Origin of the sequence: Mycolicibacillus koreensis (assembly GCF_002104795.1) — a bacterium.
GTDB lineage: Bacteria > Actinomycetota > Actinomycetes > Mycobacteriales > Mycobacteriaceae > Mycobacterium > Mycobacterium koreense.
In genome coordinates this window covers 1-15,086 of sequence record NZ_NCXO01000066.1, presented here as the reverse complement: position 1 = coordinate 15,086, position 15,086 = coordinate 1, and the positions used below count along the sequence as shown (strand labels likewise).

At 71.7% G+C, this 15,086-nt stretch carries 15 protein-coding genes and 1 pseudogene; 9 read left to right on the top strand and 7 right to left on the bottom strand.

The annotated features are described in order from the left end of the window. On the top strand, positions 1-485 hold a 485-nt coding region (locus tag B8W67_RS21020), incomplete at its 5' end, for a PPW family C-terminal domain-containing PPE protein (protein WP_476738878.1). Between the two features lie 7 nt (positions 486-492). Here B8W67_RS21020 and B8W67_RS18785 read toward each other — a convergent pair. Then, complete coding sequence (locus B8W67_RS18785; protein ID WP_085305614.1) at positions 493-2,025, bottom strand: leucyl aminopeptidase; 1,533 nt, start codon at positions 2,023-2,025, stop codon at positions 493-495. Positions 2,026-2,067: 42 nt separating this feature from the next. Here B8W67_RS18785 and gcvT point away from each other — a divergent pair, with 42 nt between their 5' ends. Continuing rightward, on the top strand, positions 2,068-3,162 hold the full coding sequence (gcvT, locus tag B8W67_RS18780; protein WP_085305612.1) for a glycine cleavage system aminomethyltransferase GcvT: 1,095 nt from the start codon (positions 2,068-2,070) through the stop codon (positions 3,160-3,162). Positions 3,163-3,184: 22 nt separating this feature from the next. Then, complete coding sequence (locus B8W67_RS18775) at positions 3,185-4,291, top strand: branched-chain amino acid aminotransferase (protein ID WP_069393545.1); 1,107 nt, start codon at positions 3,185-3,187, stop codon at positions 4,289-4,291. A gap of 12 nt (positions 4,292-4,303) precedes the next feature. Here the strand turns inward: B8W67_RS18775 and B8W67_RS18770 are convergent, their stop codons facing one another. Genes B8W67_RS18770 through B8W67_RS18755 form a run of 4 tightly spaced genes read right to left on the bottom strand, consistent with a single transcriptional unit; the run spans position 4,304 to position 7,379 of the window. Further along, entirely contained in the window at positions 4,304-5,041 is a 738-nt protein-coding gene (locus B8W67_RS18770) for an adenosylcobinamide-GDP ribazoletransferase (protein WP_085305610.1), read from the bottom strand. Next, complete coding sequence (gene cobT, locus B8W67_RS18765; protein WP_069393544.1) at positions 5,038-6,087, bottom strand: nicotinate-nucleotide--dimethylbenzimidazole phosphoribosyltransferase; 1,050 nt, start codon at positions 6,085-6,087, stop codon at positions 5,038-5,040. Before cobT ends, B8W67_RS18770 begins: the two co-directional genes overlap by 4 nt. Beyond that, positions 6,087-6,662, bottom strand: a complete 576-nt coding sequence (locus B8W67_RS18760) for a bifunctional adenosylcobinamide kinase/adenosylcobinamide-phosphate guanylyltransferase (RefSeq protein ID WP_085305618.1) — start codon at positions 6,660-6,662, stop codon at positions 6,087-6,089. The genes cobT and B8W67_RS18760 overlap by 1 nt, the downstream gene beginning before the upstream one ends. Before the next feature lie 42 nt (positions 6,663-6,704). Further along, positions 6,705-7,379 carry a DUF3043 domain-containing protein gene (locus B8W67_RS18755; RefSeq protein ID WP_069393543.1) on the bottom strand — a complete coding sequence of 225 codons (675 nt, stop codon included), beginning with the start codon at positions 7,377-7,379 and terminating at the stop codon, positions 6,705-6,707. Positions 7,380-7,448: 69 nt separating this feature from the next. On the opposite strand from B8W67_RS18755, the gene B8W67_RS18750 reads away from it, so the two are divergent. Continuing rightward, positions 7,449-8,567, top strand: a complete 1,119-nt coding sequence (locus B8W67_RS18750) for a glycerate kinase family protein (RefSeq protein ID WP_085305608.1) — start codon at positions 7,449-7,451, stop codon at positions 8,565-8,567. 74 nt (positions 8,568-8,641) lie between these two features. Next, on the top strand, positions 8,642-8,998 hold the full coding sequence (locus B8W67_RS18745) for a HesB/IscA family protein (protein WP_069393542.1): 357 nt from the start codon (positions 8,642-8,644) through the stop codon (positions 8,996-8,998). A 31-nt stretch (positions 8,999-9,029) separates the two neighbouring features. Here the strand turns inward: B8W67_RS18745 and B8W67_RS18740 are convergent, their stop codons facing one another. Next, positions 9,030-9,710 (bottom strand): Rv0361 family membrane protein, encoded by a 681-nt coding sequence (locus B8W67_RS18740; RefSeq protein ID WP_085305606.1) that lies wholly within the window; start codon positions 9,708-9,710, stop codon positions 9,030-9,032. A 102-nt stretch (positions 9,711-9,812) separates the two neighbouring features. Here B8W67_RS18740 and B8W67_RS18735 point away from each other — a divergent pair, with 102 nt between their 5' ends. Next, on the top strand, positions 9,813-10,775 hold the full coding sequence (locus tag B8W67_RS18735; protein WP_069393540.1) for a carbohydrate kinase family protein: 963 nt from the start codon (positions 9,813-9,815) through the stop codon (positions 10,773-10,775). Between the two features lie 33 nt (positions 10,776-10,808). Here B8W67_RS18735 and asnB read toward each other — a convergent pair whose 3' ends face one another. Next, complete coding sequence (gene asnB / locus B8W67_RS18730) at positions 10,809-12,767, bottom strand: asparagine synthase (glutamine-hydrolyzing) (RefSeq protein ID WP_085305604.1); 1,959 nt, start codon at positions 12,765-12,767, stop codon at positions 10,809-10,811. 243 nt (positions 12,768-13,010) lie between these two features. Here asnB and ctaC point away from each other — a divergent pair, with 243 nt between their 5' ends. From ctaC to B8W67_RS18715, 3 genes and pseudogenes are all read left to right on the top strand, one after another. Next, positions 13,011-14,021, top strand: coding sequence for an aa3-type cytochrome oxidase subunit II (gene ctaC / locus B8W67_RS18725; protein WP_234806825.1), 1,011 nt, complete (start codon positions 13,011-13,013; stop codon positions 14,019-14,021). Between the two features lie 9 nt (positions 14,022-14,030). Continuing rightward, the gene (locus B8W67_RS18720) at positions 14,031-14,450 is read left to right on the top strand and encodes a cytochrome c oxidase subunit 4 (protein ID WP_069393537.1); all 420 of its coding nucleotides are present in this window, start codon (positions 14,031-14,033) and stop codon (positions 14,448-14,450) included. Positions 14,451-14,637: 187 nt separating this feature from the next. Continuing rightward, positions 14,638-15,086, top strand: a pseudogene (locus tag B8W67_RS18715) (hypothetical protein); the annotation flags it as partial.

The following is a 15,086-nucleotide window of genomic DNA, read 5'->3' as shown; positions in this document are numbered from 1 at the left end:
CGCCCGCCCCGCCGACCCCGCCGCCGCTGGGCGGCGTCGAGACCATCGGTCTGGCCGTCGGCGGTGGCGACGGCGGACCCACCCTGGGCCCGGCGGCGCGGGTGGGGGCCGCGGCGCGCGCACCGGCCGCCAGCAGTTGTGTGTCCTCGGCCGCCGCGGCGGCCGCGTCCGCGGCGCGGCGTCGCGCGCGCGGCCAGCGCCGCTCGGCCGGGCGCGCGCCCGGGCGCGGACACGAATACATGACGATGTCGGAGGCCGAGACGGTCGAGGCGTCGGAGCCGAGCACCGTGGCCGCCTCCGGGCGCGGCGCCGGCGAGGTGGGGTTCGCCGGAACCGCCACCGCCACCGCCACGTCGGCGTCGGCGGCGCGCGCCGCGGGCCTGGCCACGATGAGCGCCACCGGAGCCGACGACGCCGCCGCGCGCACCCCGATGCTGCCCGGCAGCTGGGACAGCGACGCGCGCGAGGAGACCGGCCGGCCGTAGTGGCGGGTCAGCCGTGCGCGGCGATGTCCTCGAGCACGGCGAACATCGTGCGGGTCGGCACCCCGCTGCCCCCCTTGGGCGTGTAGCCCCACGGGCTGCCGGTGTTGTAGGCCGGCCCGGCCACGTCGATGTGCGCCCAGTCGACGCCGTCGGCGACGAACTCGCGCAGGTACACCCCGGCCACCGCCATCCCGGCGAAGCGTTGACCGCTGACGTTGGCCAGGTCGGCCACCGTCGATTTCAGCTCTTCGCGCAGTTCGTCGGGCAGCGGCATCGGCCAGCCGTTCTCCCCGACCGCCTGGGAGATCGCCGCGACCCGGTCGCGGAACTCCTCGCTGCCCATCACCCCGGGGGTGCGGGTGCCCAGCGCCACCGTCTGCGCACCGGTCAACGTGGCGGTCTCGATCAGATAGTCCGGATCGTCCTCACAGGCGCGCACGATCGCGTCGGCGAGGATCAGCCGCCCCTCGGCGTCGGTGTTGAGGACTTCCACGGTGGTGCCGCCGTACTGGGTGAGCACGTCACCGGGTCGCTGCGCGGTCGACGACGGCATGTTCTCGGCCATCGGCACGGTGGCGATCACGTCGATCGGCAACTGCAGGCGCGCGGCGAGCACCACGGTCGCCACGACCGCGGCCGCCCCGCCCATGTCGGAGGTCATGTGGTGCATCCCGGCGGCCGGTTTGATCGAGATGCCGCCGGTGTCGAACGTGACGCCCTTGCCCACCAGCGCCACCGTCTTGGCCTTCTTGGGATGCTTGGCCAGCCGGGATCCGCGGTGGATCAACCGCACCAGCCGCGGCGGGCGCGACGACCCCTGCCCGACGCCGATGATGCCCCCGTAGCCGCGCTTGGCCAGTTCCTTCTCGTCGAGCACCTCGGTGTCCAGTCCGTGTGCAGCGGCCAAAGTCGTTGCCCGCTTGGCGAACTCGGCGGGAAACAGATGACTCGGCGGGGTGTTGACGAAGTCGCGCGCGGTCGCGACCGCGGCGGCCACCGCGGCACCGTGCGCGGCCGACTTCTTCGCCGACCCGCCGGTGGCCAGCACCGTGATCTTGGCCAGTCCGGGTTCGGTGGGGGCGCTTTTGGCGCTGCGGAATTCGGTGAACCGGTAACCGCCGAGGATCAACCCCTCCACCGTCGCCGACACCACGTCGTTGCCGGCCAGCCCGGTCAGGGTGGTCAGCACCGCCCGGGTGCCGTTGAGTGCGCGCATCGCGGTGCCGGCGGCCCGCCGGATCACATCCGGTGACCAGCCCTCGCGCGGTTCGCCGAGCCCGACGGTGAGCACGCTGTCGACCGGCAGCGCGGCGACCACCAGTCGGTGGGTCTGCTCGCTGGCCCCGGTGGCGCCGAGAGCGGCCAGGGCGTTTTCGATCTCGGTGACCGCCTGCGCGGGCAGCGCCGGGTCGGTGGTCGCCACCGACGCGCCGTCGGGGCCGGTGACCACCGGGACGATCAGCACCGCCTTGGTGGTGCGGGTCGGCACGGAGGTCGCGACGGTGACGGTGGGGGACTGGTAGCCGGGTTCGGTGCTCACGCCCACCCACCCTAGTGGGGCGGCCCAGTAGGGTCGGTGGGCGTGACCGACCTGCAGCACGGACCCCTCGAAACGCGGCACCGCGAACTCGGTGCCACCTTCGCCGAGTTCGGCGGATGGCTGATGCCGGTCTCTTACGCCGGCACCGTCGCCGAACACCGCGCCACCCGCGAGACGGTGGGGCTGTTCGACGTGAGCCACCTGGGCAAGGTCACCGTGCGCGGCGGCGGCGCCGCTGAGTTCGTCAACACGGTGTTCACCAACGACCTGGGCCGTATCGGGCCGGGACGCGCCCAATACACGATGTGCTGCACCGAGTCCGGCGGCGTCGTCGACGATCTGATCGTCTACTACGTCGGCGACGACGAGATCTTCCTGGTGCCCAACGCCGCCAACACCGCCGCCGTGGTCGCTGCGCTGCGTGACGTCGCCCCCGACGGCATCGAGGTCGTCGACGAGCACCGCTCCCGCGCGGTGCTGGCCGTGCAGGGCCCGGCCTCCACCGAGATCGTCGCCGGGATGGGGCTGCCCACCGCGATGGACTACATGGGCTTCGCCGATGCCGACTACCGCGACGTCGCGGTGCGGGTGTGCCGCAGCGGCTACACCGGGGAACACGGCTATGAACTGCTCGCCGACTGGGACGGTTCGGCGGTCGTCTTCGACGCCCTCGTCGAGGCGGTCACGGCCGCCGGCGGGCAACTCGCCGGGCTGGGGGCGCGCGACACCCTGCGCACCGAGATGGGCTACCCGCTGCACGGCCACGAACTGTCCGCCGACATCTCGCCGGTGCAGGCCCGCTGCGGCTGGGCGGTCGGCTGGAAGAAACCGGCGTTCTGGGGGCGGTCGGCGCTGCTGGCCGAGAAGGAGGCCGGGCCGCGTCGGTTGCTGCGTGGGCTGCGCGCCCTCGACCGCGGGGTGCTGCGCGCCGACCTGACGGTGCTCGACGACACCACCCCGGTGGGGGTGACCACCTCCGGCACGTTCTCGCCGACGCTGAGAACCGGAATCGCCTTGGCGCTGTTGGACACCGACGCCGACATCGCCGACGGGGCGCGGCTCAACGTCGACGTACGGGGCCGCGCGCTGGCCTGCGAGGTGGTCCGCCCGCCGTTCATCGACGCGAAAACCCGTTAGCGCACGGATATACAATCGGCGCATGAGCAGCGGCAACCTGGAGTTCACGGTCACCTCCCACCCGAACCCTGCCACCGCTGCGGTACGGGAACAGATCCTCGCCGACCCGGGATTCGGCCGGTATCACACCGACCACATGGTCTCGATCAGCTACAGCGCCGACCGCGGCTGGCACGACGCGCGGGTGCTGCCGTACGGGCCGATCGAGCTCGACCCGTCGGCGATCGTGTTGCATTACGCCCAAGAGGTTTTCGAGGGACTCAAGGCCTACCGGTGGGCCGACGGTTCGGTGGTGTCGTTCCGCCCGGAGGCCAACGCCGCCCGGCTGCGTGCCTCGTCGCGCCGGTTGGCGATCCCGGAACTTCCCGACGCGCTGTTCATCGAGTCGCTGCGCCAACTGATCGCCGCCGACAACGCCTGGGTTCCCGGCGCCGGCGGTGAAGAGTCGTTGTATCTGCGGCCGTTCGTGATCGCCACCGAGCCGGGCCTGGGGGTCCGCCCCGCCACCGAATACCGCTACCTGGTGCTGGCCTCACCGGCCGGCGCGTACTTCAAGGGCGGGGTGAAACCGGTGAGCGTCTGGCTGTCCACCGAGTACGTGCGGGCCTGCCCGGGCGGCACCGGGGCGGCCAAATTCGGCGGCAACTACGCGGCGTCGCTGGTGGCGCAGGCGCAGGCCGCCGAGCAGGGCTGCGACCAGGTGGTCTGGCTCGACGCGTTGGAACGGCGTTACGTCGAAGAGATGGGCGGGATGAACCTGTTCTTCGTGTTCGGCAGCGGCGGATCGGCGCGGCTGGTCACCCCGGAGCTGTCCGGGTCGTTGCTGCCGGGGATCACCCGGGATTCGTTGCTGCAGTTGGCCGCCGACGGCGGATACACCGTCGAGGAACGCAAGATCGACGTCGACGAATGGCAGAAGAAATCCGCCGCCGGCGAGATCACCGAGGTGTTCGCCTGCGGCACCGCGGCGGTGATCACCCCGGTCAGCCACATCAAATCCGCCGACGGTGAGTTCACCGTCGCCGACGGCCGCCCCGGCGAGGTGACGATGGCCTTGCGCGACACCTTGACCGGCATCCAGCGCGGCACGTTCGCCGACACCCACGGCTGGATGGCGCGGCTGAGCTGACCGCGCCCGGTGTCAGGGCAGGCTCACCGCCAGCAGCACCGCGGTCACCGTGGTCGTCACCTCCACGGCCGCGCCCAACACATCGCCGGTGACGCCGCCGAAGCGGCGCACACAGTGGGCCACCAGGCCCACCGCCAGCGTCAGGGCGATCAGCACCGCCAGCGGGCCCTGCCAGGCCGGGGTGCCGGCCGCCAGTGCCGCGGCCGCCATGACCACCAGCCACGCCGCCACCACCGCCGGCGGTTGGCTGCCCGCCACCTGCGCACCCAGGGTGCTGCCGGGCGCCGCGGGAACCGACCGCCGGCACGCCGCGACCGCGCCCACCCGACCGGCGGTGACCGCCACGATGACCCCCGCCGGTGTCAGCAACGGAAACGCCAGCGCCTGGGCCCCGATCGTCACCACCACCGCGGCCACCCCGAACGGGCCCGCCGCGCCCTGGTGCATCACCTGCCGGGCCCGCTGCGGCGGGCCGTAGCAGCCCAATCCATCGGCGGTGTCGGCCAGACCGTCCAGATGAAGACCGCGGGTGAGCCCCAGCAGCACCGTCACCGCCGCCAGCCCGGCCAGCGGGCTGCCCGGCCCGAACGCGGCCGCCCCGGCGGCGCTCACCGCGGCGGCCAGCGCCCCCAGCACCAGCCCGACCAGCGGCAGCGCGGTCACCGTCGCGCGCCCCACCGGGCGGCGTGCCGCCCCGGGCACCGGCAGCACGGTGCTCAACGTCACCGCCGAGAGCAGGCCGGTGATCACGGCTGCGGCGCCGGCCCACAGACCCCGGCCTCGGTAAAGGTGGCCATCGACGTCAGCGCGGCCACCGCCGCCCGCAGCACCGGCACCGCCAGGGCGGCCCCGGTGCCCTCGCCGAGGCGCAGCCCCAGGTCCAGGATCGGCTCGAGGTCCAACTCGGCCAACGCCAGCGCATGGGCGGGCTCCGGCGAGCGGTGCCCGGCCTGCCACCAGCGCCGCGCCCCCGGTGCGAGACGCTCGGCGAGCAGCGCGGCAGCGGTGCTGGCCACCCCGTCGAGCAGCAGTGGGGTGCGTCGCAGCGCCGCCTGGGCGCAGAACCCGGTCATCGCGGCCAGATCCGCCCCGCCGGCGGTGCGCAGCAGCCGCACCGGCTTGTCGCGCAGCGGATGGGCGCGGAACAAGGCGTCGCGGACCGCGGCGGTTTTGCGGATCCAGCCGGCGTCGTCGATGCCGGTGCCGCGCCCGACCGCCGCGACGGGTTCGGCGCCGACGACCGCGGCGACCAGCACCGTGGCCGCGGTGGTGTTCCCGATGCCCATGTCGCCGATCACCAGCAGATCGGCTCCGGCGTCGACCTCCTCATCGGCGATGTCGCGGCCGGCCTGCAGCGCGGCGAGGGTCTGCTCGGGGCTCAGCGCGTCACCGGTGGTGATGTTGCCGCTGCCGCGGCGGATCCGGTGGGCGGTGACCGCCGCGGGGCCCGGCTCGGCATCGACGGCGAGGTCGGCGACCCGCACGGTCGCCGCGGCGACCTGCGCGAGCGCGTTGATGGCCGCCCCCCCGGCGGCGATTCCGGCCACCATCTGGGCGGTCACCGCCGGCGGGTAGGCCGACACCCCGTCGGCGGCCACCCCGTGGTCACCGGCGAACACCACCACCCGGGCCCGCCGGAACGGCTGCGGTGGGCACTGCCCCTGGCAGGCCGCCACCCAGGTGGCCAACTCCTCCAGGCGGCCCAGCGAGCCGGGCGGTTTGATCAACGTGTCCTGACGGGCGCGCGCCGCGCGGGCGGCCTCCGCGTCGGGGGCGGTGATGGGCGGGAACTGCATTACCGGCCCCCGGCGTCGGGGGCCGGTTTGACCACCACCGGTTGACCGGCCACCACCAGCACCACCCGGTCGCAGCGCTCGGCCACGGCCTGGTTGAGGCTGCCGAGCCGGTCGGCGAACAGCCGCCCGGAGGCGGTGTCGGCGACGATGCTCAAGCCGACCTCCGGGCTGACCACGATCAACTCGGCGGGAAACTCCGCGACCGCCGCCAGCAGCGTGGCGGTGGCGTCGTCGAGCCGGCGGTCGCGGGCATCGGCGGTGTCGGCGTCCCAGCCCTGCCGGTCCAGCGCGGCGGTCAGCCAGCCACCCAGGTCGTCGACGAGGGTCGGCAGCTGCGGGCGCTGCCGCAGCGCTGCGGCCACATCGGCGCTCTGCGCCGTCGACCAGCGTGCGCTGCGCCGTGCCCGGTGCGCGGCCACCCGCCGCGCCCACGACGGATCGCCCCCGTCGGGGTGGGGGTCGGCGCCGGTGGCGACATAGCGCAGCGCCACCCCGGCACCGGCGGCGGTGGCCAGGGCCTGCTCGGCCCATCGGGACTTGCCCGACCGGATCCCGCCGAGCACCAGGGTGCGCACGCTCACCGCACCGACGCCCGGCGGCGACCGCGCGACCGCGGCTCACTCAACCGAGTCACCGCGGTTCACCTGGGGCTTCGGGGCGCGCATCCGGCGCAGTTGAGAGGCCCGGCCGGCGGCATACAGCGACAGCCGCCAGCGCGGGTCGGTGTGCTGCGGGAACTTCTCGTCGACCAGGCGGTTGACCTTGCGGCCCAGCAGCACCGCGTCGATCGCCATCGCCAACAGCAACACCAGCAGCCCCAGCGAGACGTAGCGCTGCACCGCCAACGGCATCGACAACGTCAAGAACAGCAGCACGAACGCCGACGGCATGAACAGGCCCAGCAGGTTGCGGCGGGCGTCGACGACGTCGCGCACATAGCGACGCACCGGGCCCTTGTCGCGGTCCAGCAGATACTGTTCCTCGCCGGCCATCATGCGCTGACGGTTCTCGGTGCGGCGTTCCTGCAGGAGTTGGCGGCGCTGCTTGCGTTCGGCGCGGCTGAGCTTGGGACGCAACTCCTTGCGGCGTTTGCGGGCCTCGGCGGCGGTCATCGGGGCGGGCGCGACCGGACCGCGACGGCGCGCGGTGTCCCGCTTCGGGGTGGGGCGGCCCTTGGGGGCGGTCTGCCGTCGCCCGGAGGACTCGGTGGTGGTCTCCTCGGCGTCACTGGCGGGCGGGGTCTCGTCGGCGCCGCCCCCCGCGGCGGCCTTTCTACGTCCCAGCAAGCTCACAGCGGCCAGGTTACTGTGCTGGGCCGCAATGTCGGGCAGCGCCCGCGGTTGGGCGCCTACCCTGCAGACATGACGATCGCCCCCGCCGGCGCCGATGCGCCGGCGAACCCGCTGCGGGTGCTGATCGCGCCGGACAGCTTCGGTGAGTCCCTCACCGCAGAGCAGGCTGCGGCGGCGATCGCCACCGGTTGGTACCGGTCGCGTCCGCGCGACCAGTTCACCATCGCCCCGCAGTCCGACGGCGGACCCGGATTCCTCGCGGTCCTCGCGCGCACCGTCGGGGCGCCGCGCCGGGTCCGGGTGCACGGCCCGCTGGACACCGACGTCGACGCGGAGTGGCTGTTCGACGACGCCACCGCGACCGCGTACCTGGAATCGGCGCAGGCCTGCGGCCTGGGGGCGCTGGGGCGTCCCCCCAGTCCGGAGACGGCGCTGGCCGCCGGCAGCGACGGTGTCGGCCAGCTCATCGAGGTCGCACTGCAGGCCGGGGCCCGACGGATCGTGGTCGGGTTGGGCGGCAGCGCCAGCACCGACGGCGGGCGCGGGTTGATCGAGGTTCTCGGCGGGCTGGCCGCCGGGCGAACCCGGCTCGCCGGGGTGGAGATGATCATCGCCACCGACGTCGACCACCCGCTGCTGGGCCCGTGGGGAGCGGCGCGGGTGTTCGGCCCACAGAAGGGGGCCGACCCGGCGACCGTGACGGTGCTCGAACACCGTCTCGCCGCGCTGGCCACCGGTTTCGACGCCGTGGCCGGGCGGATGGTCAGCGCCGAAGCCGGCGCCGGGGCGGCCGGGGGAATCGGCGCGGCGCTGCTCGCCCTGGGCGCCCGCCGCGAATCCGGGGCGGCGGTCATCGCCGAACGCACCGGGCTGGCCGCCGCGCTGGGTGCCGCGGACCTGGTCGTCACCGGGGAGGGGCGCCTGGATGCCCAGTCGCTGCGCGGCAAGGTGGTCGGTGCGCTGGCCGAGGCCGCCCGTGCCCGGTCGGTTCCGGTGCTGGTCTTCGCCGGTCAGGTCGACGTCGGTCCCACGGCGCTGCAGGCCGCCGGGATCGGTGCGGCCGCCGCGATCGCCGATCACGCCGGATCGGTCCGGCTGGCGATCACCGACGCCGTCAATCAGCTGATGGGCCTGGCGACCTCCGTCGCGGCACAACTCGGGAATAACGCCGCCAACAGGTACCGTTGAAGTGGTGGGTTCTGCCGGTCGCGCGGCCCACCAAATGATCTGACACGTTGCACCGTGTAGGGAGAAAAGAAGTAATGACTGTTCAGACCGATTCCGGCACCGCCGCCCACGGCGTGATCCTGACCGACGCCGCCGCCGCGAAGGCGAAATCCCTGCTCGATCAGGAAGGCCGCGACGACCTGGCGCTGCGCATCGCGGTGCAGCCCGGCGGGTGCTCGGGGCTGCGCTACAACCTGTTCTTCGACGACCGTTCCCTCGACGGCGACGCGACCGCGGAGTTCGCCGGGGTGAAACTGACCGTGGACCGGATGAGCCTGCCCTACCTCGACGGCGCCTCGATCGACTTCGTCGACAGCATCGAGAAGCAGGGGTTCACCATCGAGAACCCCAACGCCGGCGGGTCCTGCTCCTGCGGCGACTCGTTCAACTGACGCCGGGCCGGAAGTCGGCTCAGAAGCGGGCTCAGTAGCTGCCGCCGGTGCGCAGCACATAGGAGCAGACCAGCACGCCGCTGTCCTGGCCGGGCTGGCCGTCCTGCAGCAGCAGTTGCGCGGTGCCCTGCACACCGTCGCGCGCGCTGCCGCCGGCGGCGGGGGTGACGCGCATGCTGAACAACACCTGCGCCTGATACTGCGACAGCAGCACGATCTTGTCGATGCCGGTGACCTCGGCGTCGTCGAACTGTTTGCGGAAGGCGTCGCTGCTGAGCTTGGCCAGCGCCTCGTCGGAGCGGCGGTCGCCGACCGCGTCGTAGGTGCCGCACATGGTGTTGCGGGCGATGACGTCGATGTCTTGGTCGGCCAGGGCGTCGAGGTAGCGCTGGATCGCCACCTCGGCGCTGCGTTCGGACAGCGGCGCGGCATCGTCGCGGCTGGTGACATAGATCAGTGCACCGGCCAACCCGGCGATCAGCAGCACCGCCAGCGTGACCGCGAGCACCAGTGGCCAGCGGGACCCTGCGCGCACCCGGTGGCCGGGTGCCGGCGGGTAGCCGGGCGGCGGCACCGCCAGCGGTCCGGTCGGCGGGTCGAAGTAGTCGTGAACCACCGGATGCGGCCCGCTGGGGTGGGCGGCGTGACGGGGGGGAGCGGCGCCGGATCCGAATCCGCCAGCCCCGGGCGGCAGGGGGTGCGGACCGGTCATGTAGGCAGGCTAGCGCACCACCAGTCGGTGCCGCCGGGGTGCGGGCGGCTACGCTGAGCACCGTTCGATAGCTGTGCTTACCAACAGAAAGGCGGAGGCTACGTGGCGATTGCGGTGACCGGTTCGATTGCGACCGACCATTTGATGCGGTTTCCCGGCCGGTTCTCCGAGCAGTTGCTCGCCGATCACCTGGCCAAGGTGTCGTTGAGTTTCCTGGTCGACGACCTGGTGGTGCACCGCGGCGGGGTGGCCGGGAACATGGCCTACGCGATCGGGGTGCTCGGCGGCGACGTCGCACTGGTCGGTGCCGCCGGAACCGACTTCGCCGACTACCGCCGGTGGCTGGAGTCCCACGGCGTGGACTGTGCGCACGTGCTGGTGTCGACGACCGCGCACACCGCCCGGTTCGTGTGCACCACCGACCTGGACATGGCGCAGATCGCGTCGTTCTACCCGGGGGCCATGTCGCAGGCCCGCGACATCTCGCTGGCCGCACTGAACTCCCCGGACTTGGTGATCATCGGCGCCAACGACCCGGAGGCGATGTTCTCCCACACCGAGGAGTGCCGCTCGCTGGGCCTGGCGTTCGCCGCCGACCCGTCACAACAGCTGGCCCGCCTGAGCGGCGATGAGATCCGTCGGCTCATCAACGGGGCCACCTACCTGTTCACCAACGACTACGAGTGGGATCTGCTGCTGTCCAAGACCGGATGGACCGAGGCCGACGTGATGGAGCAGGTGGGTTTGCGGGTCACCACGCTGGGGGAGAACGGCGTCGACATCATCGACCCGGACGGCACCTGCATCCACGTCGGCGTGGTGCCCGAGACCAGCCGGGTGGACCCCACCGGGGTCGGCGACGCCTTCCGGGCGGGATTCCTCACCGGGCGCAGCGCCGGCCTGAACCTGGAACGCTCCGCTCAGCTGGGCTGCCTGGTGGCGGTGCTGGTGCTGGAGTCCACCGGCACCCAGGAATGGGACTGGGACCGGGAGGTCGCGGTCAGTCGGCTCGCCGACGCCTACGGCGAGCGGGCGGCCACCGAGATCGGCGCGGCGCTGGCCTGACCCGGGCCGTGCCGGTGCAGCAGCGCCGGGACGTTACAGCTGCACCGGGTAGTGCGGCTCGCTGATCTGCGGAGTGACGCTGCGGTCGACGAAGATCGCGTGCCAGAGCAAGAAGATCAGCACCGTCCACAACCGGCGGGAATGATCGCTGACCCCGCCGCGGTGCTCATCGAGCATGCGGCGGGTCGCCGCCAGATCGACGTTCTGCCCGGCGAGGGAGTTGTCCACCATTTGGTAGGCCCAGTCGAGCAGCTCCCCGGCGCGCAGCCAGTGCCGGATCGGCACCGGGAATCCCAGCTTCGGGCGGTGCAACACGTGGGCGGGGATGATCGGCTCCAACGCCCGGCGCAACGCATATTTGGTGGTGGTGCGGGTGATTTTGGCGCTCACCGGCAGTCGGGAGGCCACCGCGAACACCTCCGGATCCAAAAACGGAACCCGCAGCTCCAGAGAGTTGGCCATCGTCATCTTGTCGGCCTTGACCAGGATGTCGCCGCGCAGCCAGGTGAACAGGTCGATGTGTTGCATGCGCGCCACCGGATCCCAGCCTTCGGAGGCGGCGTAGATCGGCGCGGTCACGTCGGTGTGGGTCCACTCGGGGGAGAATCCGGGCAGCACGGCGCGCAACTGCTCGTCGGAGAAGCTGCGGGCGTTGCCGTAGTAGCGCTGCTCCAACGTGAGCGACCCGCGATGCAGCAGGCTTTTGCCGCGCATCCCCTCCGGCAGCGGCTTGGACATCTTGCCGACCGAGCGGCGCAGCGGTCCGGGCAGGTAGTTGAACGGCTTCAACGACAGCGGTTCGCGGTAGATGGTGTAGCCGCCGAACAGCTCGTCGGCGCCCTCCCCGGAGAGCACCACCTTGACGTGTTTGCGGGCTTCGCGGGCGACGAAGAACAGCGGCACCAGCGCCGGGTCGGCGACCGGCTCGTCGAGATACCACACGATCTCCGGCAGTGCGGCGACGAACTCGTGCTGGCTGACCACCTTGGTGACATGGCGCGCCCCGATCGCCTCGGCGGTGGCCACCGCGACGTCGACCTCGGAGAAGCCCTCCCGCTCGAACCCGGTGGTGAAGGTGATCAGATCCGGGTTGTGTCGGATCGCCAGTGCGGCGATCGCGGTCGAATCGATCCCGCCGGACAGAAACGCCCCGACGGTGACGTCGGCGCGCATGTGCTTGGCCACCGAGTCCTCCAGCACCGCGGTGATCTCGTCGTAGCGGTCCTGGGCGGCACCCGGGCCGGTGCCGAACGCCTCGGCGGTGAACCGCGGGGTGAAATACCGGGTGGTCTCCGGCGGCCGGCCGGGGCGGATGAGCGCGTAGCAGCCGGACTCCAGGCGGCGCACCCCGGTGTGCAGGGTCTCCGGCTCCGGGACGTACTGCAACACCGTGTAGTGCTGCACCGCCCGCCGGTCCACGGTGGTGTCCAGGCCGGCCACGTCGGCCAGGTCCAACAGCGCCTTCTTCTCGCTGCCCACCACCGTGCCGCCCGTGCCGGTGGCCATGAACAGCGGTTTGATGCCGAACGGGTCGCGGGCGCAGAACAGCTCGCCGGTGACGGTGTCCCACAGCGCGAAGGCGAACATGCCGCGCAGCCGGGGCAGTGCCGCCACGCCCCAGTAGTGGTAGGCCGCCACGATCGCCTCGGTGTCGCCGTCGGTGGTGAACACCGCGCCGTGCTCGGCGGCCAACTCCTCGCGCAACTCCAGGTAGTTGTAGATCTCGCCGTTGAACACCAGCACGTAGCGCTGCGGCGTCTCCGGCGGACCCCACTGCAGCGGCTGGTGGGAGTGTTCGATGTCGATGATCGACAGCCGGGTGAACCCCAGGGCGACGGTGTGGGCGGGCCCCCGGTCGATCCAGGTGCCCACCTCGTCGGGACCGCGGTGACGCATCAGCTGTGCGGCCGCCGCCACCCGCTGGGCCACCGCGTCGGTCCCGCCGTCGGTATCGTCGCCGGTGGCCGTCACCCACGCCAGCAGTCCGCACATGGCGCCCCAGTATGCCGCACTCCAGGGCCGCCCCACGATTTCGGACACGGATTGCGAGGTGCGCCGGGCCGCTGTTTCGGTTGTGGTCTACGCTGCGTAGTATTCGATGCACCCGACACCGGTCGGGTATCTCGACCATCCGGGATCATCGGTCAGCTTGTGACACAGGAGGCGCCCACCGTGACACTTCGCGGGACAGGCTTGCCGGCGGCCGCAGCGCAGCGCCGCACCACCAGCCCGTGGCTGAAGCGAGCGACGCTGGTCGGCGTGCTCAGCCTGGCGGCAGTCAGCCTCAGCGGCTGCAGCTGGTCCCAGGCGCTCGGCCTGGGGTGGCCCGAGGGCATCACCCCCGAGGCCCACCACAACCGGCACTTCTGGGTCGGTGTCGTCATCGCCTCGCTGATCGTCGGGGTCATCGTGTGGGGGCTGATCTTCTGGTGCATGATCGCCTACCGCAAGCGCGCCACCGACACCGAGTTGCCGCGCCAGTTCGGCTACAACATGCCGCTGGAGCTGGTCTTGACGGTGATCCCGTTCCTGATCATCTCGGTGCTGTTCTACTTCACCGTGGTCGTCCAGGAAGACATGCTCGAGATCACCGACGACCCGGAGGTGGTCGTCGACGTCACCGCCTTCCAGTGGAACTGGAAGTTCGGCTACAACAAGATCGAGTTCGCCGACGGCGACTACACCTACGACGGCGCCCAGCCGGAGCGCGCCGAGGCGCTGGCCTCGGTGCCCACCGGTGTCGACGAGCACGGCAAGAAGCGGGTCGGGACCGTCGCCGGGCGCAACACCGAGGACCGCAGCTGGCTGTACTTCGACGAGGTGGAGACCCTGGGGACCACCGACGAGGTGCCGGTGCTGGTGGTGCCCACCGGGAAGCGCATCGAGTTCCGGCTCATCGCCACCGATGTCATCCACGCGTTCTTCGTGCCGGAATTCCTGTTCAAACGCGACATGATGCCGTTCCCGGAGGCCAACAACACCGTCAACGTCTTCCAGGTCAGTGAGATCACCAAGGAGGGCGCCTTCGTCGGGCACTGTGCCGAGATGTGCGGCACCTACCACTCGATGATGAACTTCGAGCTGCGCGCGGTCACCCCCAACGAGTTCAAGAGCTACATGGACAAGCGGCGGGACGGTTTGACCAACGCCCAGGCGCTCACGGCGATCGGCCAGGAGCCGCTGGCTCAGACCACGCGCCCGTTCGACGGCCGTCGCGGTCTGCGGGTTTCGCAAGCGAATAGTTAAGGACATCCCATGCACATCGAAGGCAGGCTGTTCGAGTTCATCGCCGGCTTCTTCATCGTCACCGCGATCGTCTACGGGGTCTTGACCGACCGGTTCGCCGTCGGCGGGATCGAATGGGCGGGCACCACCGCGCTGGCGCTGACCGGCGGGATGGCGCTGATCGTCGCCACCTTCCTCGGCTTCGTCGCCCGCCGCCTCGACACCCGCCCGGAGGACTACGAGGAAGCCGAGATCAGTGACGGTGCCGGTGAACTGGGTTTCTTCAGCCCGCACAGCTGGTGGCCGATCCTGATCGCGCTGGCCTTCTCCGTCATCGCCGTCGGTGTCGCGCTGTGGCTGCCGTGGCTGTTCGGCGCGGGCATCGTGTTGGTGATCGCCGCCGCCGGTGGGCTGGTGTTCGAGTACTACATCGGGCCGGAGAGGCACTAGCGGACCCGGCGCTGCGACACCCGATGCCGCTGCAGGCCGGCGCTACCGCAATTCGACGACCCGCTTGGGTAGGGTTGCCGAGGGCACTGATGGACGGGCCCGGCCCGGCGGTGCGACAGTCGCACAGCGCGGCCGGGACGTTCCTGGGCGGTCCAGTCGTACCGGCAGTCGAACAGGATGAGCGGAGATGAGCGGGCCACACTCCCCGGATTCTGAGGACCGGGATGCCGACGATCAGGCCATCCCCGCTGACGCAGACGAACCCGCCGGGGGGCTAGAACCGCTCTCCGCGGCGATGCCCGAGCCGCCCTCGGAGCCGTTCTCGCAGGCCTACTCGGCACCGGAATCCGAGCAACTGGTGGCCGGGCCGTACCTGCCTGCCACCGACGCCCATCTCTACGATTACGACAACTACGTCGGTCCCTCCGCCGGCGGTGACGACGATCTGCCGCCGCCGCGCTGGCCGTGGGTGGTCGGTGTGACCGCGATCGTCGCCGCGATCGCCCTGGTCGTGTCGGTGTCGCTGCTGGTCAACGGCACCGACACCGAGACCGATGACCTGGCCAACCAGGGCACCACCAGCTCGGCGCCGCCGGTGCACGACGAATACCCCAAGACCACGCCGCCGCCACCCCC